Source organism: Peribacillus muralis, from assembly GCF_001439925.1.
In the GTDB taxonomy this organism is placed as follows: Bacteria; Bacillota; Bacilli; order Bacillales; family DSM-1321; genus Peribacillus; species Peribacillus muralis.
Map to the genome: position 1 here is coordinate 60,050 of NZ_LMBV01000017.1, position 22,087 is coordinate 82,136.

Below are 22,087 nucleotides of genomic sequence, written 5' to 3' on the forward strand. Positions count from 1 at the left end.
GTTTTGGACTTTGCACCTGGATATTTTTTAGACAATAAAAAACGTGTACCGTCACCTTTTGATCAGGAACGATACACGAACAAGTTATATAACAACATGCTAATCTAGTATGCACGCCTTTACCTGCTTATCGGACTGGGACGACTTTGCCATTTTCAACTGCCCCGACGACAATAGTCGATGCGAACCCTCCATTTTTATCAATAGAAGGAATGTCGTATATTTTTTGATTTGGACCTATATTTGTAAGACCATCCTGCATATGCTCACGAATAGCCTTGGCATCATCCACGCTGCCTGCAGATTTCATCGCTTCCACAAACGCATACATGGCGATATAATTCAAACCTACTTCGGAGCTTGGATCTTCCTTATAATTTTTTTGATATTTCTCAACGAAAGCAGGCACTGCTTTTTCCTCAGAATCCATCAGTGGAAGTACACCAATCGACCCTTCCAATGTTTCATATGATCCTGCAATCGGCTTCATTTGATCCAGCTTTGCTTGATCCATGATAATGAAACCACCTTTAAATCCTAGCTCCCGAGCTTGCTTCGCTACTTTTGCCGTAGGTTCCGAAGCACCACCGATAAAAAGCACATCAGGATCTTTTTTCAAGGCATTTGTGACAATCGTAAAGAAATCAGTTTCTTTGGCGAAATCAATCGAGGAATTATAAACGACTTTTCCTCCTTCCTTTTCCCAAAACGGGAGCACGGCTTCCGTCCAGTCTTTACCGTATTGCGAAGCGGTTGGCAACGCGGCAATTTTCTTGCCGGAATTTTTCATCGCATATGTTGTAAAAGGTTCGATATAGCCTTCGTAATTTGGCGGAATTCGAACCGTTAATGAATTTCCGCCCTCGGTCACTGCGGGTTCACTTGTATAAGCGCCAATGATGAATTCCTCTTGTTCATTAAAAACTTGAAGTGCCAGTACCCCTCCGCTATGCGGCGTGAAAATGATCGGCGTATCATATTCCTGAATTAAACGTTTGGCATTCGCCCCTGTTTCATTGGGTAAGTATTTATCGTCCAACGATACTAAATTTAATGTATATTTCTTACCATCAACTTCAAAGCCACCAGCATCATTTATTTCATTGACGGCCATTTCAACACCATTCAATGTTCGTTTTCCATATAAAGCGGCTGCTCCGCTAAAAGGACCGCTAAACCCGATGTTAACGACATTTTCACTTTTCCCTTTACTGCCGCTGCTAGATGCTGGGCTATCTCCTTTATTGCAACCTGCCAAAACGACCATAATCAGCAACATGAAGCCAATTAATATTTTCAAGTTTTTCATAAAGATCCCCCATTCATTTTTTAGGCACCGATATATGCTTTCCTCACTTCATCATTGGCTAATAAATCACGTGCTGAACCTTGAACGACTATTTCCCCATTTTCAAAAACATACCCTTTGTCTGCAATGCTAAGGGCAGCATTAGCATTTTGTTCTGCAAGCAGGATTGTGATTCCTTCACGGTTTATTTCTTCAATGACTTGAAACATCTGTTCGACAATCAAAGGAGCGAGTCCAACCGAAGGCTCATCAAGCATCAACAATTTCGGCTTCGACATCAGCGACCTTCCTATTGCGAGCATTTGCTGCTGGCCTCCGCTCAGGCTTCCCGCTTCATCATGATGCTTTTCTTTTAAAATCGGAAATAAATGATAGACATATTCCAAGGAATGCTTGATCTCCCCTTTCTGCTTTCGATGCACATAGGCGCCCATCTTCAGGTTTTCCTGAACGGTCATCTGTGGGAATAGTTTACGCCCTTCGGCACACTGTACGATTCCCTCCCGAACATTTTTATCAGGCGCACGGCCACCTATCGGGATGCCCAAAAAATGAATTTCCCCCTTGGACAGCTTACTGATTCCGCTTATAGCACGAAAGGTCGTGCTTTTACCTGCCCCGTTAGCTCCCAACAAAACAACGAGCTCCCCTTTGGCAACTTCGATATTCACATGTTTTATCGCGGTGAAACTTGCATAATTCACGGTGACATCGGTTAGCTTAAGCACTGGCACTACCTCCCAAATAGGCTTTAATCACCGCTTCATTTCCACTGATTTCCTTCGGTGTGCCCTCGGCAATTTTTTCTCCGTAATTAAGGACCATGATGTGATCCGCCAAGTTCATGATCATATGCATTTTGTGTTCGATTAGGCAGACGGTCAATCCCTTCCGGTTTAGTTTTTTAATCAGTTCTGTCAAGCCTTCCGTTTCATCCGGGTTGATACCCGCAGCAGGCTCATCTAGAAAGATAATTTCAGGTTCCGTCGCAAGAGCAAGGGCAATGGCTGTCCGCTTTTTTTCCTCCTGTGAGATGTTAGCGACCATTCTGTCTGCCGATTTTGTCAATCCAACTATATCAAGCACCTCCATTGCCTTATCCATGCATGCCGCCTCCTCCCGTTTTAAACGTTTGGTCCTTAAAATCGCATCCACCAAATTGGATTTGGTCCGGAGCCTATGCCCGACAATGACATTATCCAACACGGTCGATTGATCAAACAGGCTTGTCGTTTGAAAGGTTCGTGAAATTCCAAGTCCCGCTATTTCATTGGCTGGAAGTTTGGTGATATCAATTCCCTTAAAAAGGACCGTTCCTGAAGTTGGTCGATGAAAGCCACTGATCAAGTTGAAAAAAGTTGATTTCCCTGCACCATTCGGTCCGATTATTGCATTGATTCTGCCTTTTTCAATCGAAAAATCCACATCATTGACGGCCGCCAATCCACCAAACCGCTTTGTCAAATTCTTCGTTTCGATAAGCAAATTCATCCCTCCTCCGCTTTAATGTGAATCTCGGCCCTCACGTTAGGCAACTGCTTATCTTTCCGCTTGCTTTGCCAATCAAACACGGCCCCTGCGATTCCGCGTGGGTAAAAGATGATGATTAACGTAAGCAAGGGACCGAATATTAACATTCGATATTCTTGAAGGAATTGGAGATTTTGAGAAAGGATCACTAACAGCAAGGTCCCTACCAATGGACCTGATAAAGTCCCGATGCCACCAACCAATAAATACATGAGCAAATCGAACATGATCGAAGTGGAACCGATATCAGGTCCAATGAAACGAATGAATGACGCATACAAGGCACCTGCCAAACCGGCGAAAAATGTGGATAGTACAAATGCGGTTAACTTGTTTTTCATGGTTGATATGCCAATTGTTTGAGCAAGGTCCTCACTATTCCTTATGGCCATATACGTCCTGCCGGTCAATGAACGGACAATTCGATACACGACTAAAATCACGGCAAGCAGGAAAGTGAGCACAAGATAATATTGCGACGCTGCGGTATCGAATGTAATCGGGCCAATATTCCCTGGAGCAGGAATACCGATTAATCCTCTAACCCCCTCTGTAAGCCCCTCCCATTTATCGATGACTAGATAAATGATATATCCCACACACAGGGTATAAATGGCGAAAAAGTGTTCCTTTGTCCTCAGTGCAATCAAACCGATCAATAACCCGATTACACATGTAATTAAACATGCACATACAAGAGCCAGCCAAAAGTTCAATCCCGCCTTTACCGTCAGGAGCCCAAGAGAATATGCTCCAATCGCAAAAAAACCGGCATGTGCAAGCGAGAGATATCCAGTGTAGCCTGATAATAAATTGATTCCATAAACAGCAATCGCCCAGATGAACGAAAGTGTCAGCATATGGAGATAATAGTCGTTTTGCGCAATCAAGGGGAATGAAAAAGCAAAAATAATAGAAGCGATAATCGCATTTCTTTTCGTTAATATCTTCAAGCTACCTCTCCCCCTTGGCAAAAAGACCTGTCGGCTTTACCGTTAATATTACGACTAACAGAATGAATGCAATGATATCTTTATAATCATTTGAAATATAAGTTGCGCCTAGACTCTCACTAAAACCGAGAATATAGCCGCCTACGATTGCACCGGGGATGCTACCCATCCCGCCCAATATAATAATGACGAATGCTTTTAGGATGACTAGATGCCCCATGCCGGGAAAAACAAGGTTAATCGGTGACGCAAGAGATGAAGCGATGGCTGCCAAGCCGCCCGATATCATGAAGGTCAGCATCGCGACTTTATTAATGTTGATTCCAACCAATGATGCTCCTTCACGACTTTGGGACATCGCAATGATCGTTGAACCGGTATACGTTTTCTTTAGGAATAGATAAAGTAAAACCATCACTGCGATAGCTGACACGATGATCAATAACCGCTGAAGTGTGAACGTAAGACCCATAAAATTGACTACTTGGCCATATGGAGAAGTCATTGTATGGAAGTCGGCACCCCAGACAAATTGGGCAAACGCTTCAAGAAAAAGGAGAATTCCGATTGCGGCGATTTTATCGTGCAATGGAGGAGCCTCCCGCAACAGGCGGAACACGAATCGTTCCAAAAGCACCCCCAGCAACCCAACCACGATAATGGATACGAACATCGCCAGCCAGTAATTGACCCCATATAATGTCATCATGGACAAAGTGATATATCCACCCAACATATAGAGGGCACCATGAGCAAAGTTCGGTATATGCAAAATCCCATAAACGAGCGTCAATCCCAAGGCAACAAGACTATATACGCTGCCAATCGTCAAGCCATTAAAAAGCTGCTGGATTAATATATCCATTTACTTCCTCCTTGAAAATTATTGGATTTCACTTTTGTTATTTATTTCTGGCCTCACAATCTTGAAATTGGACGGAAAACACGCTACAGAATAACTTCCGAAGAACAGTGAAGTCGTGAATCTATTTAATAGCAACTGTCCAAATCCCCATATTAGCTGTCTACAGAAAAGTGAAAAATCCCCCCTTTTAATTGTTAGCGCTTTCATTTTTTATATCATCATAACTCTTCATCGTTTCATTGACTCTACTTAAGATTACAACTTCTCTTTCATAACGGTGTACCCATGGTAATCGTCTGCTTCGTTCACCCCCTTTCTCCACGCACCTTCTATAGGAGAAATATTAAGCAGATTAATTTCCTGCTTATAAATGCAAGTGTCGTGCCAAACATTAAAGTACTGTTCATAAGGCTATTCAAATTTCAGGAATTCATTTTTGAATTTTAAAAAATTAGAATTATTGGTTTAATTGGGGTTTCCCTCATTCACTAATGACTGAAAAAATCATTTCTGAATCAAGCATTCGTACCTGATAATAGGTGAGTTGATTTGTAGTTAGGTAGTTTTGGGTAGAAGGCACTTCTGGAAAACATATGGAATTTATAAAGAGGTGCGGAATTTTAAATTCCGCACCTCTTTTGTCTCATGAAATATACTAATAATAGTATATTAACAAATATTATACCTGCCAAAGAAAAAAGTCCTTGCAATAAATATCTAATATTATAAAAAGCTTCCGTTCTATCTTCTTCTCCAAATGGATATGTTGATTCTAGCAGATCAGGAATTTGTAAACTTCCAATAATTATAATAAGCATAAAAATTATAATTATATGTTTTTTTTTCATCTAAGCTTCCATCCTTTATTTATAGGTATATACTTTTTTGTAAGATACACCATACGCTTTTTTTGCAGTACCTGTTCCTTGTTATATAGTTTAGTTTTATAAACAGGATATACTGTGAATTTTAGTCATTTAACACTTATCCCATTCACCTTACTCAAACTTTAAATGTACCAGGAATCGTTATAGTTGCTGTACCCGTAACACTATATCCTAGAGCCCCTGATAATGCAGCCCTCCAACTAGCATCACCACTGATAAAAGCATCATTGTAGTTCTTGTTAATATTTTAAACATTATTTTCACTTCCTTAATTCTTTATAGTACATATGCAGTGATTTTCCACTAAATAAACTTTGCATAAGTATTTCTTTTAGTTTTTTATGGTACATATGTAACGATATACCATATTTACAAAAGAGCAAGGGATATATAAAGAGCTTTTTCATTGTGCTAGAATACTGTTAAAATTCTTTTCACGACATTCAAATTAGAGATATGGATCCCGACAAAATCATTAACGTGCTCTAGCTACCGCTGTTTACAACCCATGATTATCTTTATCACAAAATTTTTTTCGCCCATCGCATATTTAGTCAAAAAACAGCACCTCCATCATTGGCAGTTTCCCTTAATGGAGGTGCTGATCATGCTTCCTTATTCTTTTCCACTGACCTTCAGTCGATATTTTTTTAGTTTCCTCACAATCGTTGCCTGACTGGAATCAAGGGCTTCTGCGATTTCATATGTAGTTTGGTAGGTTTGAGCCGCTTTCGTCAAGATTTCCTTTTCGGCTCCTTCCACTGCCGCTTTTAACGTTAGCGAAGAATGGTAGTTTGACTGTTTCTGATTTTCCGACTGATATTCTTCCGGAAGGTCGTTTATCGATATCAGTGAATGGTCCGTCAGTACGACGAGCCTTTCTACAATATTTATCAATTCTCGGACATTTCCCGGCCAATCATGTTGAAAGAAATATTCTTTCAGCCTCGAATCGATTTCTTTCGAAAATTTATATTGTTCATTCGCTTTCTTTAAAAACAGGTCAGTCAATGCCAAAATATCTTCTCTTCTTTCCCTTAATGGGGGTATCGTAATCGGAATCACATTCAGCCTATAAAAGAGGTCTTCACGAAAATCACCAGCTTTGACCATTTCCGCTAAATTGCGGTTAGTGGCCGCTATTATGCGAACATCGATTTTCTTTGGCTTTGTACCTCCGATTCTTTGGATTTCCCTTTCCTGAAGTGCTCGAAGCAGCTTTACCTGCAATTGCAAAGGGAGCTCACCGACTTCATCCAAAAATAAGATGCCACTCTCTGCCAGCTCAAACATTCCTGGTTTGCCTTTTTGATTGGCCCCGGTAAATGCTCCTCCTTCATATCCAAAAAGCTCGGATTCCAATAGATCAGCAGGAATTGCCCCACAATTGATTTTGATGAAATCGCCTTTTTTTGATCGGATGCTCCGATTATAAATATTACGGGCAAGAATGTCCTTTCCAACACCCGTTTCTCCAAGGATGAGTACGGTCGCATCAATATCCGAGATTCTTTCGGCGATCTCATAAATCATTTTCATTTTATCACTGACAAATACGACTCCATCCTTGCTTGTTATCTTCCGCAGTTTTTCAATTTCCTGCTTATATTGATTATTGAGTTCATTAACCTTCGTCAACTCATGCATCAGTTCATTTAAATCAGATAAATCCCTTATATTCGTAACGACCTGTACGATTTCCCCTTCAGCATTAAAAACGGGACTTCCTGTAATCAATGTTTCTTTTCCAGCAAAATTATCCTGTACGACTGATACTGTTCGTCTCAGCTTTACTACCTTATGCGTTACCGAAGCATTCAAGATGCCGCGATTTATCAATTGGTCCACCGACTTGCCGACATAATACTCTTTTGGTATCCCCGTGATCCGTTCAATTGCTGAATTGGTATAAAGCGTTACTCCATTTTGATCGGTGATGTATATTCCATCATAGGAATTTTCGATAATGGCATCCAGAGCGCGATTCAGTTTGTCCGATTCATGAGCATCAATCAGTAAATCATCCAAAAATTGTGTTTCCCTGCCTATATAAAGAATATTGTCATCATCCATTCGGTTCATAAGCAAAAATAAATACCGTTTATCATCTAGCCTTGCAGCTGCAAGCCTTTTATTATCGAGAAATTGCCACTCATCAAATTGTTCGGTTAGTGTATGATTACCATCCTGACTTAACGTTTGATTAAAATAGTTGCCCCAATCCTTAATCCGATTTGCAGAATCCACGACTAGTGCAGGAAAGGTCGTTTCTTTAAGCAAATTAATCGGAGAATCCTGTTTCACTTGATTCATAACTATTCACCGCCGCAAAAAGAATTCTTTCTTATGTACAATTCTGGATAATTTTCGAAATCCCTTTAATATTGTCGAATTTCGCTCCCAAAAAAAGTAGTGATGAAATAATTTTCATCACTACTTTCCCTTAGTAAGTTTTAAAAATAACCTCTCCACTTATTGCTTCCTTACCTGACTGGTTAGTGGCCGCAACGTTGAAAAAATATCGATCCCCATTTTTTTCCTTTAAATCAGCTTGAAGAGTTATGACATCATTCAAGAAAACCATACCCTTGAAACGAATCTTGTATTCTTCGATAAAACCAATTTCATAAAGATTACTGAAAAGCTTCGCCAGGTTTCCCATCGTCCACATTCCATGGGCGATGATACCGGGAAGACCGGCATTTTTTGCTTCCTCATCAATCGTATGAATGGGATTGAAATCACCCGATGCTCCGGCATATTTAATGAGGTCCAGTCGCGTTACAGGTGCAAGCTCGATTGAATGTAACGAGTCACCAATATGAAGTTCAGTTAATGTCGTCACTTGCTCATCACCATCCTTCGTACCGATTCATTGATAATGACAAGCTGCTGGGCAGTGAACACTATTTCCCCAGCTGCATCCGTCCCAAAATTTTTAAGAGCTAGAAATCCCATTTCGCCTTGTTTTCCTTTTTTCTCATAATAGTCTTTCACTTCCGCATAACAGGTGATTTCTTCCCCTACCTTCAGCGGCCTGTTGTAGCAATATATCTGCTCGCCATGAATCAACCCTTTATTCGGAAGGTTTAAGCCTTCAATCGTCCCAAAATCAAAGACCCTTGGAAAAGTTGGCGGGGCAATATTCGTTCCATATCTGGATCGCCTTCCTACTTCTTCATCGATGAATATCGGATGGGGATCACCAATGGATAAGGCGAATTTTTTTACTGCTCCCCGTTCTACGATGTTTTTAACGGGTTCAGATCGCTTTCCAATGCTATCGTTAAACATATCATCCCGCCTTTATCCTTTAATTTTTTGGACCGCCTGCAACATATAAAACCTGCCCACTAATGAATGAGGATGCTTCATCGGCAAAGAATGCAACAGCATGTGCAATATCGCTTGGCTGGCCGCTTCTGGCAACAGGAATGCTATTTGCCCGATCCTGGATGAATTGCTCAAAACTGACCCCCACCCGCCTCGCGGTTTCTTTCGTCATTTCGGTTTCGATAAAGCCGGGGGCGACCGAATTCGCCGTTATCCCATATTTACCAAGTTCGATCGCCAGTGTTTTCGTTAACCCCTGAAGGCCGGCTTTTGCTGCTGAATAATTGGCTTGTCCGCGGTTTCCGAGGGCTGAGGTGGAAGATATATTGATGATCCTGCCATATTTATTTGCCACCATATGCTTCTGGGCGGCACGTACCGCATTGAAGGTCCCTTTTAAATGGACATCCATTACTGTTTGCCAATCTGAATCGGTCATTTTAAAAAGGAGATTATCTCGGATGACCCCAGCATTATTCACGAGAATATCAAGTGAGCCGAATGTGTCGGCTATTTCAGTGACTGAAGCTTCTACCTCTTCGGGGTCCACCACATTTGCCACCTTCGTAAAAATGGTATACCCTTTATCTCTCAATTCATTTCCCGTCGATGTCAAAACCTCTTCGTTAATATCGATAATGGCTACCTTTGCGCCTTCTCTGGCAAACAGCTCGACGATCGCCAGCCCTATTCCTCTGCTTCCGCCTGTTACTAACGCCGTTTTTCCTGAAAATCTTCCTGTCATCCTCGTTTCCTCCTATTCTATTATAAGAATTGCCCTAATTTAACATGTCCCTTAATCAAATTACGGGAAATGATCATCCGCTGTATTTCATCCGTTCCATCATAAATCCGCCATAGCCTTGCCTCGCGGTACCACCGTTCAATGGGAAGCTCTTTCGTATAGCCCATGCCGCCATGTATCTGCAATACGCGGTCAACGACCCGGTTCCCCATATTCGCGCCATAAAGCTTGGCGATCGAAGCCAAATGGCGGTTATCTTCTCCGTTATCCAGTGTGAACGCCGCGTTCAGTACAAGCCATCTCGCCGCTTCGATTTCCACCGCGGAATCGGCAATTTGCCATTGGATGGCCTGACGCTCGGCGATCGGCTTACCGAATGTGACACGTTCCTTCGCATAGTCTATCGCCATTTGCAGCAACCTTTCTGCCGTACCGACAGCGCGCGCCCCCACAATCCATCTCGCAAACCCAATCCATTCCAGTCCGAGTTTATAACCGCCATGCACTTCCCCTAAGATGTTTTCCTCGGGTACCTTGACATTGTCGAAAACTAACCCCGCTGGTCCCCATTCTCCCATCGTATGGATATACTCGGATCTCCAGCCCATGTCACGGTCGACGATGAAACAGGTTACCCCCTCGGTACCGGTCGCCTGATGACGTTCTTTATCCGTAACGGCAATGACCATGACGAAATCGGCATCATTCCCACCAGTAATGAACGTTTTTTCACCGTTAAGCACCCAGTCGCTTCCCTCTTTAACAGCCGTCATTTTTATATTTCTTGTATCGGAACCAGCCCCTGGCTCCGTCATCGCAAAACAGGATTTTTTCTCCCCGTTGATCGTTGGGATGAGGTATTTCTTTTTCTGTTCCTCATTCCCATAATAGAGAATATTATCCGCTGATCCGCCAAAGCTAAAAGGTACGAACGTCTTGGATACCTCCATCAAGACGATTGCCATCATAAGCTGCCCTAGATCTGCCCCACCATACTCTTCCGGCGTATTAATGCCCCAAAACCCAGCTTTTTTTGCTTTTTCCTGTAATTCCTTTAATGTCCCCTCTGGTAAACTAGGTTTTCCAGCCATTTCATTGCGAAGCACTTCATTTTCCAAAGGAATCAATTCATTCTCCACGAACTTGCGGATTGTTTTTTGGACCATTTTTTGTTCTTCCGATAAACGTAAATCCATTTGAATCCCTCCACTTTCCCTATTAGACTAGTGTTGATATTTTTTCTTCAATTGTGCAGTTATGATATTTTTCTGGATTTCGGACGTACCTTCATATATTCGCGTGATTCTGGCGTCCCGGAAAAAGCGTTCCACTGGGTAGTCCTTCATGTATCCAATTCCGCCATGAATTTGGACAGCCTTATCAGCGACGCGATTATACACTTCTGAACCATACAGCTTCAGCATTGCTGCTTCTTTAATGATTTTTGCTTTCTGATCGACCATCCATGCGACCCGATATGTGAAGGAACGAAGCGCCTCGATTTCCATAGCCATTTCAGCAAGCATATGAGATACGGCTTGATGATCGATGATAGGCACATCGAACTGTTCACGCTCCGTCGCATATTTAATGGAGAGATCCAGCAGGTATTGACAGGAACCCAAATTCCTTGCCGCAAGTCCTGCACGTCCATTCGCAAGGATTTTCAAGGCATTTACATACCCCTGGCCTACTTCTCCCAGGACATTTTCAGCAGGAACCTCGCAATCTTCAAAAATCAATTCTGCCGAATGTGAGCCCCGAAGACCCATTTTCCGCTCCATGCTACCCACTTTAAAACCCGGGAAGCCTTTTTCCACTATGAATGAGGTGATTCCTTTTGCTCCTTTGTCCTTATCCGTTACCGCCATGACTGTAAAAATCTCAGCTATATCCGCGTTTGTGATATAATGCTTCGTCCCATTCAGGATATACGTATCGCCGTTTTTGACTGCCGTCATCTTCAGATTCGTCGCATGCGATCCCGCCGCAGGCTCCGTTAGCGCAAATGCGCCAATTTTATTACCGCTTGCCATATCTGGGAGGTATTTTTCCTTTTGCCTTTCATTGCCCATCTCGACGATTCCTACCGTCCCGATACCAGTATGGGCCCCGATCAGAGTCGTATAGCCATTATGTGTTTTGCCGATTTCCTCATATAAAGCACATTTCCCGACCATTCCGATTCCGAGTCCGCCATACTTTTGCGGAATGCTTAGTCCGAATAGTCCGATTTCTTTTGATAAATTTATGATGGAATCAGGGATATGATCTTCATCTTCTATTTGCATGGAAAAAGGCTCGATTTGCTCTTCGATAAACTGTCGAATGGTATCTTTTAAAAGAACAATGTCATCATCTAAGCGAAAGTCCATATACATTCCCCTTTCTAAGGTGAATTTTTTGTTAACGCTTTCAAACCTTATCCAAATAAGCGATATGTTTTTCTTGAAGCTTGCGTTTTAAAATTTTGCCGACCGCTGTCTTCGGAAGTTCACTTTCGACTGTGATTACCTTTGGGACTTTAAACGCAGCAAGCTGTGTTCGGCAATAATCCTCTAATTCTTGTTCCGTTATTGTTTCATTCGGCTTTAACACGACTGCAGCATGTACCGTTTCACCACGATATTGATCGGGAACGCCAAATACGGCAGCTTCGAGAACCTTAGGATGACTGTAGAGAATATCTTCAATCTCAATAGGATAAATATTGAAACCTCCTGCGATGATCATTTCTTTCTTGCGTCCCACAATGTAAAAGAAACCATCTTCATCCATCCTTGCGATATCGCCAGTATGCAGCCAGCCGTTTTGAATCGTCTTCTTCGTCTCTTCAGGCATCCCCCAATAACCTTTCATCACCTGTGGTCCCTTGATGACCAATTCACCTGGTATATCAACCAAAAGCGAAGGCTTACCCGTGACGCTGTCAATGATGGCAGCATCCGTATTTTGTATCGGAATCCCGATGCTCCCTGGTTTTTGCAAGCCATTGACCGGATTTCGGTGCGTAACTGGTGATGCTTCGGAAAGGCCATAGCCCTCTGCAACCTTTGTTCCACTCACTTCATTAAATCTTGATAATACGTGCAAGGGCAATGGGGACGAACCCGAAACACATGATTTCAAGGAATGCAAATCAAATGGGCGGGATTGGTAATAATGTAATAATGCGATATACATCGTTGGAACACCGGGAAAAATGGTCGGTTTAAGATTTTGAATCATATCGACGATCTCCGACACCTCAAACCGAGAAACAATAATCAATTCCCCGCCATTATAAAACGTCACGTTCATTCCTGAAGTCATGCCATATACATGAAATAATGGAGAAACGCCAAGCACCCTTTCCTTTCCCTTTTCAGTATTGATTCTTGTAGTGGCGGCACTTTGCAGCGTATTGGCGACAATATTCCGATGAGTTAGCATCGCTCCTTTTGAACGTCCGGTGGTTCCCCCCGTATATTGGAGGACAGCGACATCTTCTCCAGGGTCAATCGGTACAGAGTAATCAAATTCCGCTCCAGATAGCAGATCTTTCATCATTTCACATTTGTCCTTATCCTTCGACACGATCCACATCTTTTCAAGATCCGTTTCAGCCCAGACCGCTTCGACGACAGGCAATAAGTCATCAAGGACGATGATGTGCCTTGCTCCAGAGTCTTTCAGAACATGTATCAATTCGTTTGACTTATACATGGGGTTGATTTGGACAACAATGGCCCCATTCAAAAGCGCTGCGAAAAAACCAATCGGGTATTGGGGACAATTGGGAAGCATAAGGGCGACACGATCTCCTTTTTCAATCCCTGCAGCAGCAAGTAAGCGGGCAAATCTTTTCACTAGGTGTCCCAATTGTGAATATGTATACCTATCCTCATTAAACGTAACCGCGGTTTTATCGGCATATTTTTCGACTGATTGGTAAAAAAGGTCTGTCAAAGATATTTCAGGTATTTCAATTTCCAATGGATTTCCGGACGGGATATGTTTTTTCCAAGGTCTATCCATTAGTCCTCCCCTTTCTTCTTTCAATAAAACAAAGAAGTCATATATTCTATATGCAAGGAATGTGCCAAAAATGGAAGGTGATGAAACCTGGATTTATATGAACTATGGAATTCATTATTGAATTATTTTAGATTTGGATATGATCAATAGGCTGATAATACAAGAAATTTAATATTGACTCAATAAGTCAATTTTGACTCAAGATGTTATGAGGATAGAAATCGGAGAAAAATTTTTACGATAGACAAAAAAGGGATGCTGATCATGACCAGCATCCCTTCTGAAAAAATGAATCACTCCTCGATGGAGGCCTCATCTTCCAATGATATTTTCCACAGTTCTTTCGCCTTTCCACTGACCGTTTCATCAAAAACGAACGACCCGTTCGTGTATCGATCGTGATGCTTTAATGTAGCGGCATGAACGGTTTCAACCGTTCCCTTCTCAGAAAGAATGAATAAGCTGTCGGTTTTATTAACCGTAGTAAATCCGATGACCCGGTGGGGATTCGATTTCAATTCCCTTAATACCACGACACCGCGCTTTGCACGACTCATTTTATCGAACTCGGTTAGTTTCATTTTCTTGATGGCACCGCGCTGGGTAACGATCAGGATCGAATCTTTGCTATCTTTGGTTAATGTCTTGCCGCCGATAACATAATCATCTTCTTTCAAATTAATTCCTTTGACTCCCGCCGCACGCACACCGACGATACTCACTTCTTCTTCATCGAACCACAAACTATAACCGTTATGAGTGACAAGGAAAAGATCTTCCTGGCCATCGGTATGATGAACATCGACCAATTCATCATTACCTTTTAAATTGATGCCAACCAACGGCTTTGAATGACGTTGGGCTTTATAAGCAGCAAGTTCAGTCTTTTTGACCATCCCGTTTTTCGTGATGAACACCAAGAATTGAGGCAAGGCAAAGTCCTTGATTGGAATCGCTTTTATGATTTGCTCTTCCCTGTCGATCGGAATGATGTTCGCGATATGCTGGCCGGTTTCCTTCCAGCGGATATCTGGAAGCTGATGAACCGGACAATAGAGGAAGTTCCCTTTCGATGTGAACAGCAGCAGGACATCCGTTGTATTCATTTCCAAGCGCTGGAGCAAGCGATCGGAGTCCTTCATGCCAAAATCGAGACCGCCTGAAGCAGCATATGATCGTAAAGATGTCCGTTTGACATAGCCTTCTTTCGTCACGGTCACCATCACGTCTTCACTCGCAATCAGTACTTCAAGGTTTATTTTGATTTCCTCTATTTCGTTTTCAATTTTCGAACGTCTACCATCATCAAAGCCCTTTTTAATGAAACGAAGTTCTTTTTTTATGACTTGAAGAAGCACTTTTTCACTGCCAAGGATTTTGGTCAATTCTTCAATTCTGTTTTTCAATTCCGCTGCTTCTGCCTCAAGTGCCGTAATATCCGTGTTTGTCAGCCTATATAACTGTAAGGATACGATGGCTTCGGCTTGCGCTTCAGTAAAAGCGAATTTAGCGATGAGGTTATCTTTGGCATTCCGTTTGTCTTTGGAAGCACGAATGACCGCGATGACCTCATCCAATATCGACAGGGCCTTCACTAATCCATCGACGATATGTGCTCGGTCATGAGCTTTTTGCAGCTCATAACGGGAACGGTTCACGATTACCTCTTTACGATGATCGATGTACGCATCGAGCATTTTCGGCAAGCTCATCAAAGTCGGCCTTTTTTTGTAAATCGCGACCATATTAAAGTTATAAGCAATTTGCAGATCGGAATTCTTGTATAAATAATGCAGGACACCGTTTGCATCCGCATCTTTTTTCAGTTCGATGACGATTCGCAGTCCTGTTCGGTCCGTTTCATCCCTTACTTCTGCGATGCCTTCCACTTTCCGGTCAAGACGGAACTCATCCATTTTCTTGACTAGGTTCGCTTTATTAACTTCATACGGAATTTCGGTGATGACGATTTGCTGTTTGCCTCCCCGAATCGTTTCCACGTCAGCCAAGCCGCGAATGATGATTTTCCCTTTGCCTGTTTCATAGGCTTTACGGATGCCTTCGATGCCTTGAATGATTCCGCCAGTAGGGAAATCAGGGCCCTTTATGACCGTCATTAAATCCGCGACGGTCGCTTCTGGCTTATCGATTCGCATAATGGCGGCATCGATGACTTCTCCTATTTGATGCGGCGGGATTTCCGTGGCATACCCGGCTGATATCCCAGTGGAACCGTTTACTAGTAAATTAGGGAACATCGCAGGCAATACGATCGGCTCTTCCGAAGTATCATCAAAGTTCGGCACGAAGTCGACCGTCCTTTTTTCAATATCACGTAACATCTCCGAAGCAATCGATGAAAGCCTGGCTTCCGTATACCGCATTGCAGCAGGTGGGTCGCCATCTATGCTTCCGTTGTTTCCGTGCATTTGGACCATGACCTTCCGCAGCTTCCAGTCTTGGCTCATCCTAACCATTGCCTCATATACAGATGAATCACCATGAGGGTGATAGTTACCAATTACATTACCGACGGTTTTTGCGGATTTCCTGAATCCTTTTTCCTGAGTGTTACCTTCGACATGCATCGCGTACAGTATCCTGCGCTGTACTGGTTTTAATCCGTCCCTGGCATCGGGAAGGGCCCGATCCTGGATAATATACTTACTGTAACGCCCGAAGCGATCTCCGATGACCTCTTCAAGCGGCAAATCCCGAAACGTTTCTTCAAATACCATCGTTATTGACCTCCTCTTCAATCGACATATTTTCATTATCTAAAATATTCGATTCCTCTTCGAGACCAAAAGCGACATTGGCTTCAATCCATTTGCGACGCGGTTCAACTTTGTCTCCCATTAGCGTTGTCACTCGTCTTTCCGCACGGGCCCCATCATCAATCTTCACGCGTATCAACGTCCTCGTTTCCGGGTTCATGGTGGTATCCCATAATTGATCGGCATTCATCTCGCCAAGCCCTTTATAACGCTGAATCATGTAGCCTTTCCCTACCTTGTCTATCGCTCCCTGAAGCTCCTCGTCACTCCAGGCATATTCAATCACTTCTTTCTTCCCGGTCCCTTTACTCACTTTATATAATGGCGGCAGGGCAATATAAACCTTCCCAGACTCAATCAATGGTTTCATGTAACGGTAAAAGAAAGTCAGAAGCAGCACTTGGATATGTGCTCCATCCGTATCGGCATCGGTCATGATGATCACCTTATCGTAATTGGTGTCCGGCGTGTTGAACTCCGCCCCTACACCTCCGCCGATGGCGTGGATGATCGTATTTATTTCTTCGTTCTTAAAAATATCCGCCAGTTTTGCTTTTTCCGTATTGATGACTTTACCCCTTAATGGCAAAACTGCCTGGAAACGGCGATCCCGCCCTTGCTTTGCGGATCCCCCAGCAGAGTCCCCTTCCACAAGGTATAATTCATTCCGTTCAGGATTTTTCGATTGAGCCGGCGTCAGTTTACCAGAAAGGATGGCATCGGATTTTTTCCGTTTCTTCCCGCTCCTTGCATCTTCACGCGCTTTCCGGGCTGCTTCGCGAGCCTGGAAGGCTTTAATCGATTTTTTGACCAATAAAGTACTCGTGGTCGGATCTTCTTCAAAAAAGTAGGCTAAATGCTCTGACACGATGGAGTCGACTGCAGAACGTGCTTCGCTCGTTCCAAGCTTGCTCTTGGTTTGCCCTTCGAATTGAAGCAGTTCTTCGGGTATTCGGACAGAGATAATGGATGACAAACCTTCCCGTATATCGGTACCTTCGAGGTTTTTATCCTTTTCCTTCAATAGCCCCATTTTTCTGGCATAATCATTAAAAGCCCGGGTCATGGCCGTTTTTGCACCAATCTCATGGGTGCCGCCGTCTTTTGTACGAACGTTATTCACGAAGCTTAATATATTTTCTGAGTAGCCATCATTAAATTGAAAAGCCAGTTCAACTTCTATGCCATTCTGTTCCCCTTCCAAGCTAACAACACCATGAAGGGTTTCCTTTTCCTCATTCAAGTAATCCACAAATGCTTCAATTCCATTTTCATAGTGGAAGGTTTCATTTCGGTCATGGCGTTCATCCGTCAATTCTATCTTCATGCCCTTTAATAGAAAAGCTGATTCACGGAGGCGTTCACATAGGATATCGTAATTGTAAGTCGTGACCGAAAATATCTTTGGATCGGGCTTGAAGTGGATCTTCGTTCCCGTTTGATTCGTTTTACCGATTTTCTCCAAGGTCGTTTCCGGCTTCCCGCCATTGAAAAATCGTTGTTCGTATATGAACCCGTCCCTTTTGATCGTCACGACAAGCCATTCAGACAGCGCGTTAACGACCGAAGCGCCCACCCCATGAAGGCCACCGCTCGTTTTATAACCACCTTGTCCGAATTTTCCCCCTGCATGAAGGATCGTCAAAATGACTTCAGGCGTCGGTTTACCCAATTTATGCATACCTGTAGGCATCCCACGCCCCTTATCAGTTACGCTTACACTGTTATCTTTATGTATTCTTACACTAATTTGGTCTCCATACCCAGCTAAAGCCTCATCTACGGAGTTATCTACAATCTCGTACACTAAATGATGAAGTCCGCGTGCATCAGTACTGCCGATATACATACCGGGACGTTTTCTGACCGCTTCGAGTCCTTCCAGTACCTGAATTGCATCATCATTGTACTCGATTGCTTTTACCTTTTTTGCCACAGAAATTCCCCTTTCCTTACTAAACACAATTTCCGGGCCAAATCATACTGCAATGAAATGACTCACTAACCTTAACAACTTATCACTTACGTTAATATTCATATAAAAAGTATAATACTTTCACGAAGAAAGAACAAGTGTTCTATTTTTTTGTCCCTTTTATTAGCGTTAGCACCTTTACTTGGAACTTGTCGCTTGAAAACGTATCATAGCTACCGTTCTAATTGTAGCGGTAATTTTTCATTTGGCAAATATACTTTTTTCATTTTGATCAAATTGTTCTTAAATCGCTGGATATTCCCGCCACCTGGGACAAGATTCATGCTCTTCTCTTGAACAAGAAGAAGCCTTTAAAAAAGAGCGGAAGTCCGCTCTTTTGAGATTACTTCGTAAGGGCGTGTTCGACTTTAATGCAGCGATCCATGATGACAGTATAACCTTTTTCCTTCAAAAAATTATACGCTTCCTCATTTTCCACCCCTAGCTGCGCCCAAAAGATATCCGCATCAATGTCCGCAAATTCTTTGGCAAGCTCCGGAAGGTATTCTGAGCGGCGAAACACATTGACGATGTCAATATGGCCTTCAATATCTTTGAGGGCTTTCACGGACTTGACGCCCAGTACTTCAGATACGGCAGGGTTGACCGGGATGATCTCATATCCGCTGTCCTGCATCGCCTTGGATACCATATAAGAAGTTCGCTCGGGGTTATTCGATAAACCAACTACAGCGATACGCTTCGCCTTTTTTAGCATCTGGCCCATTTCAGGTCTACTTGGATTTTCTATCATTTTTACCAATCCCCTCTATTTATAACATGTAAATTTGCATAAAAAGTATATCTTAACAAGGATTTTCAAAAAGACAAGCCACTCATTACCATTATTAAGAAAAACTATTATACAAGAAAAAATAAGATTCGAAAAGGTTTGACTCCTACGCCTGCCTTCATGTGCATCCAAAATGAAGCGTATTGTGACACTTTATCCAAGCAGGCTTCATGCCCTTTTACATTTTACGAAATAAGAAAACATATTCCTTTTATCTTATATCCATTTAAACCTATCTCAAAACAGACTTATTCTTCAAGGAAAATTCATTTTTCAGTGCATTTTTTTTCGGTCAGCCGTACCATTTTGTCACGAAAATGTTACAATAAGATATGCTTGTCACGTATTTTTAGGCTGTTTTTAGCGATATCTGCATATATATTTTGGAAACGCGAACAGTCAGCTTCTTAAACATGATAAAATAAGAAGATTTTTCTTTAAAGAAAGGGTCATAGAATGCTTACATTTATCACGATACTGTCCGCTTACTTGATCGGCTCGATTCCTTCCGGTTTAATTATCGGTAAAACCTTTTACAACATCGACATCCGCGAGCATGGCAGTAAAAATCTTGGCGGGACAAATACATTCCGGACATTGGGTGTCAAGGCAGGACTTGCCGTCACCATCATGGATATACTTAAGGGGACGCTTGCAACTTCACTTCCGTTTTTGCTTGGAGCTGATATGAATGAGATGCTCGTCGGCGTTATAGCCGTCATCGGTCATATGTTCCCCATTTTTGCAAATTTTCGGGGCGGAAAAGCGGTTGCGACTTCAGCTGGAGTCATTCTTGGTTATGAACCATTATTTTTTGTCATTGCCGTTATCATTTTCTTTATTTCCTTATACATCTCCAAATACGTCTCGCTTTCATCCATGATTGCGTCTCTGCTTGCTTTTATCTATAGTTTGGTGTTCCATACAGATGATTGGCCCCTCATTACCGTGATTGGCCTATTTACAATCTTCATTTTTTATCGGCACCGGGCGAACATTAAACGGATCATCGATAAAACCGAACCGAAAGTCAAATGGCTATAAGCGATTATTAGAATGGAAACGGCCTAGTTCGCACAGGTCCATTTCCATTCTATAATTCATTTGCAGTAATATTCAGAATGCCTGACTGTCCCGACACCTCTTGTGAAGAATTTCCAATTTCCTAAATGACCCCTACCAACCCTTGAATGGCCCTTTCCATTTCTTTTGAATCCATAATATTCCCTTCAATCACGCCAATGATTTCATTGAATGCCTTTTCCGTTAAAACCGATTCTTCGCCCCCTGCCTGAACGACCTCCTTGACCCTTTGGACAGATCCAACCACTTCTTTCATATACTCACCGGCAGTATAAACGATTGCATCTATTTCAGCAATTGAATTTTTTGTCTGTTCCGCAAGCTTCCTCACTTCATTGGCAACAACCGCAAACCCCCTGCCATGTTCCCCTGCACAAGCAGCCTCGATGGCTGAATTCAATGACAGCAGGTTAGTCTGGTCGGCTATGTCCTGCACTAGTTTTACAAACACGGTAATGCTTTGAAAGGATTGGTTTAACAAGATGATGTTGTCATCGACATTCCTCATGAATATGATCAGGTTTTCGATCTTCTTAGTTAGGATTTGCATGCGCTCCTGTCCATCTTCAGCTATTTCTCTTGATTCAAGGGAGAGCGTTGCCCTCATTGCAATCTGTTCTTTGACCTTATGTCCATCTTCAATCAATTGTTTGACAGATGCATCCGTTTGTTCACTTAGCAGTAGTACTTCCTCACTAATTAATGTGATGCTCTTTTTAACTTCCTCTTTGATTTCTTTTATTGATTTTCCCGAACTCTTACATTTTCCGCTTCATAAGCCTCAAGGACTAGCTGTTGTTCGAGGTTGAGTTTTTTTCCTATCGCTGATATCAACATCTGTTGTTCTTCTCCATTTTTGGAATGTTCAAAGACAAGCTTTTGCAAGAAATTTTGCACACTTTGAAAACCTGACGGATACCATCGGGGCTGCAGGCCAATTCGATAATGAGTCTTCGCTACCTTTTTCCGTAACTCAACAAACTGATCGTCAATCACGCCATTGAACAAAGAGAGCATATGAGAAATTAACGTTTTCCTCAATTTCTCCACTGTGCTGTGCTTATTAATTATCTCTTTCAATTCAGGAACCTGCAAAATAGTTACATAAAAAGAGTCGACAATATCTTCGACCTGAGGTTCAATGGTATCTTTAAAAGCATGAATCAGCTTTAAATCGGACTCATCCAATTCAATAATGTGTACCTGAAGCTTCACATCCTCACTGCTTACATTCAATAACCCTTCCATATCTTTTGCTTTTTGAAGCCAGATTGCCTTTTCCTGTTTTGCTTTTACGAAATAGCCCATTTCCTACTCCCCCTGTTTCGTAATTTTCCAAAAAAGGTGAATCCATCATTGTGCCAACCAATATATACTTCTTTATACCCATAATAACAAATATATTATCCTTGTAAATATACCAAATAGTCTTTTACGACCATACCTCTATCTTATATGATCTCATACTCATTCGTTTGTCAAGGATAGATTTCCTCAATATATCTTTATGAACTTCACTCGAACAATTTTGATTACTGGAGAAATGATCAAGTAAAGATTGATTAATTAGTAGTCAAAGGCTACACTGAAAATAACTAACCATTATCGTAAGGAGAAAAAAAATATGAAGCCACTGCAGATATCACCGGAAACCGCGTTAAAATTATCCAAATCTCTCAATTTGCCCTTGGAGCAAATCATGCATATGCCCACACCTATCCTGCTGAAAAAGCTTGCCGAGGCTGAAGAAAAAATCGAGTAGGAGGAGGCGCCTAGCCTCCGACCTCTCACACCACCGTACGTACCGTTCGGTATACGGC

20 protein-coding genes are annotated in these 22,087 nt (G+C 42.3%); 2 read left to right on the forward strand and 18 right to left on the reverse strand.

The window, feature by feature from the left end:
- Positions 1-127: 127 nt before the first annotated feature.
- The 16 genes from ASU00_RS17800 to ASU00_RS17875 all read right to left on the reverse strand — a co-directional run bounded on the left by ASU00_RS17800 (position 128) and on the right by ASU00_RS17875 (position 19,145).
- Positions 128-1,309 carry an ABC transporter substrate-binding protein gene (locus tag ASU00_RS17800; RefSeq protein ID WP_057914827.1) on the reverse strand — a complete coding sequence of 394 codons (1,182 nt, stop codon included), beginning with the start codon at positions 1,307-1,309 and terminating at the stop codon, positions 128-130.
- 20 nt (positions 1,310-1,329) lie between these two features.
- Positions 1,330-2,037 carry an ABC transporter ATP-binding protein gene (locus ASU00_RS17805; protein ID WP_057914828.1) on the reverse strand — a complete coding sequence of 236 codons (708 nt, stop codon included), beginning with the start codon at positions 2,035-2,037 and terminating at the stop codon, positions 1,330-1,332.
- Positions 2,030-2,794, reverse strand: a complete 765-nt coding sequence (locus ASU00_RS17810; RefSeq protein WP_057914829.1) for an ABC transporter ATP-binding protein — start codon at positions 2,792-2,794, stop codon at positions 2,030-2,032. The genes ASU00_RS17805 and ASU00_RS17810 overlap by 8 nt, the downstream gene beginning before the upstream one ends.
- Positions 2,795-2,796: 2 nt before the next feature.
- Positions 2,797-3,792: a branched-chain amino acid ABC transporter permease gene (locus tag ASU00_RS17815; RefSeq protein WP_057914830.1), complete on the reverse strand. Its 996-nt coding sequence runs from the start codon at positions 3,790-3,792 to the stop codon at positions 2,797-2,799.
- Position 3,793: 1 nt separating this feature from the next.
- Positions 3,794-4,657, reverse strand: a complete 864-nt coding sequence (locus ASU00_RS17820) for a branched-chain amino acid ABC transporter permease (protein ID WP_057914831.1) — start codon at positions 4,655-4,657, stop codon at positions 3,794-3,796.
- Between the two features lie 620 nt (positions 4,658-5,277).
- A complete protein-coding gene (locus ASU00_RS17825) occupies positions 5,278-5,505 on the reverse strand; it encodes a hypothetical protein (RefSeq protein ID WP_057914832.1) in 228 nt (75 codons plus the stop codon).
- A 654-nt stretch (positions 5,506-6,159) separates the two neighbouring features.
- Positions 6,160-7,857 carry a sigma-54 interaction domain-containing protein gene (locus tag ASU00_RS17830; RefSeq protein WP_057914833.1) on the reverse strand — a complete coding sequence of 566 codons (1,698 nt, stop codon included), beginning with the start codon at positions 7,855-7,857 and terminating at the stop codon, positions 6,160-6,162.
- A 130-nt stretch (positions 7,858-7,987) separates the two neighbouring features.
- Complete coding sequence (locus ASU00_RS17835) at positions 7,988-8,389, reverse strand: MaoC/PaaZ C-terminal domain-containing protein (RefSeq protein ID WP_057914834.1); 402 nt, start codon at positions 8,387-8,389, stop codon at positions 7,988-7,990.
- Entirely contained in the window at positions 8,386-8,838 is a 453-nt protein-coding gene (locus ASU00_RS17840; RefSeq protein WP_057914835.1) for a MaoC family dehydratase N-terminal domain-containing protein, read from the reverse strand. Before ASU00_RS17840 ends, ASU00_RS17835 begins: the two co-directional genes overlap by 4 nt.
- Positions 8,839-8,857: 19 nt before the next feature.
- Positions 8,858-9,622, reverse strand: coding sequence for an SDR family oxidoreductase (locus ASU00_RS17845; RefSeq protein WP_057914836.1), 765 nt, complete (start codon positions 9,620-9,622; stop codon positions 8,858-8,860).
- A gap of 20 nt (positions 9,623-9,642) precedes the next feature.
- Entirely contained in the window at positions 9,643-10,818 is a 1,176-nt protein-coding gene (locus tag ASU00_RS17850; protein ID WP_057914837.1) for an acyl-CoA dehydrogenase family protein, read from the reverse strand.
- A 27-nt stretch (positions 10,819-10,845) separates the two neighbouring features.
- Positions 10,846-11,997, reverse strand: a complete 1,152-nt coding sequence (locus ASU00_RS17855; RefSeq protein ID WP_057914838.1) for an acyl-CoA dehydrogenase family protein — start codon at positions 11,995-11,997, stop codon at positions 10,846-10,848.
- A 40-nt stretch (positions 11,998-12,037) separates the two neighbouring features.
- Positions 12,038-13,639 carry a long-chain-fatty-acid--CoA ligase gene (locus ASU00_RS17860; protein ID WP_057914839.1) on the reverse strand — a complete coding sequence of 534 codons (1,602 nt, stop codon included), beginning with the start codon at positions 13,637-13,639 and terminating at the stop codon, positions 12,038-12,040.
- Between the two features lie 293 nt (positions 13,640-13,932).
- Positions 13,933-16,377 (reverse strand): DNA topoisomerase IV subunit A, encoded by a 2,445-nt coding sequence (parC, locus tag ASU00_RS17865; protein ID WP_057914840.1) that lies wholly within the window; start codon positions 16,375-16,377, stop codon positions 13,933-13,935.
- The gene (gene parE, locus ASU00_RS17870; protein WP_057914841.1) at positions 16,367-18,352 is read right to left on the reverse strand and encodes a DNA topoisomerase IV subunit B; all 1,986 of its coding nucleotides are present in this window, start codon (positions 18,350-18,352) and stop codon (positions 16,367-16,369) included. Before parE ends, parC begins: the two co-directional genes overlap by 11 nt.
- Positions 18,353-18,734: 382 nt before the next feature.
- Positions 18,735-19,145: a CoA-binding protein gene (locus ASU00_RS17875; protein WP_057914842.1), complete on the reverse strand. Its 411-nt coding sequence runs from the start codon at positions 19,143-19,145 to the stop codon at positions 18,735-18,737.
- 495 nt (positions 19,146-19,640) lie between these two features.
- On the opposite strand from ASU00_RS17875, the gene plsY reads away from it, so the two are divergent.
- On the forward strand, positions 19,641-20,228 hold the full coding sequence (plsY, locus tag ASU00_RS17880) for a glycerol-3-phosphate 1-O-acyltransferase PlsY (protein ID WP_057914843.1): 588 nt from the start codon (positions 19,641-19,643) through the stop codon (positions 20,226-20,228).
- A 121-nt stretch (positions 20,229-20,349) separates the two neighbouring features.
- Here the strand turns inward: plsY and ASU00_RS17885 are convergent, their stop codons facing one another.
- Positions 20,350-20,913 (reverse strand): methyl-accepting chemotaxis protein, encoded by a 564-nt coding sequence (locus ASU00_RS17885; protein ID WP_057914844.1) that lies wholly within the window; start codon positions 20,911-20,913, stop codon positions 20,350-20,352.
- A gap of 92 nt (positions 20,914-21,005) precedes the next feature.
- Entirely contained in the window at positions 21,006-21,575 is a 570-nt protein-coding gene (locus ASU00_RS17890) for a protoglobin domain-containing protein (protein ID WP_057914845.1), read from the reverse strand.
- A gap of 316 nt (positions 21,576-21,891) precedes the next feature.
- Between ASU00_RS17890 and ASU00_RS24665 the strand changes: the two genes are divergently transcribed.
- Complete coding sequence (locus ASU00_RS24665; RefSeq protein WP_082630417.1) at positions 21,892-22,029, forward strand: YycC family protein; 138 nt, start codon at positions 21,892-21,894, stop codon at positions 22,027-22,029.
- Positions 22,030-22,087: the final 58 nt, after the last annotated feature.

Excerpts from the sequence above, each read along its gene's own strand:
- ASU00_RS17800 (WP_057914827.1), bottom strand. The coding sequence starts at position 1,309 with ATGAAAAACTTGAAAATATTAATTGGCTTCATGTTGCTGATTATGGTC.
- ASU00_RS17820 (WP_057914831.1), bottom strand. The coding sequence starts at position 4,657 with ATGGATATATTAATCCAGCAGCTTTTTAATGGCTTGACGATTGGCAGC.
- ASU00_RS17825 (WP_057914832.1), bottom strand. The coding sequence starts at position 5,505 with ATGAAAAAAAAACATATAATTATAATTTTTATGCTTATTATAATTATT.
- ASU00_RS17830 (WP_057914833.1), bottom strand. The coding sequence starts at position 7,857 with ATGAATCAAGTGAAACAGGATTCTCCGATTAATTTGCTTAAAGAAACG.
- ASU00_RS17840 (WP_057914835.1), bottom strand. The coding sequence starts at position 8,838 with ATGTTTAACGATAGCATTGGAAAGCGATCTGAACCCGTTAAAAACATC.
- ASU00_RS17845 (WP_057914836.1), bottom strand. The coding sequence starts at position 9,622 with ATGACAGGAAGATTTTCAGGAAAAACGGCGTTAGTAACAGGCGGAAGC.
- ASU00_RS17850 (WP_057914837.1), bottom strand. The coding sequence starts at position 10,818 with ATGGATTTACGTTTATCGGAAGAACAAAAAATGGTCCAAAAAACAATC.
- ASU00_RS17855 (WP_057914838.1), bottom strand. The coding sequence starts at position 11,997 with ATGGACTTTCGCTTAGATGATGACATTGTTCTTTTAAAAGATACCATT.
- ASU00_RS17860 (WP_057914839.1), bottom strand. The coding sequence starts at position 13,639 with ATGGATAGACCTTGGAAAAAACATATCCCGTCCGGAAATCCATTGGAA.
- parC (WP_057914840.1), bottom strand. The coding sequence starts at position 16,377 with ATGGTATTTGAAGAAACGTTTCGGGATTTGCCGCTTGAAGAGGTCATC.
- ASU00_RS17875 (WP_057914842.1), bottom strand. The coding sequence starts at position 19,145 with ATGATAGAAAATCCAAGTAGACCTGAAATGGGCCAGATGCTAAAAAAG.
- plsY (WP_057914843.1), top strand. The coding sequence starts at position 19,641 with ATGCTTACATTTATCACGATACTGTCCGCTTACTTGATCGGCTCGATT.
- ASU00_RS17890 (WP_057914845.1), bottom strand. The coding sequence starts at position 21,575 with ATGGGCTATTTCGTAAAAGCAAAACAGGAAAAGGCAATCTGGCTTCAA.
- ASU00_RS24665 (WP_082630417.1), top strand. The coding sequence starts at position 21,892 with ATGAAGCCACTGCAGATATCACCGGAAACCGCGTTAAAATTATCCAAA.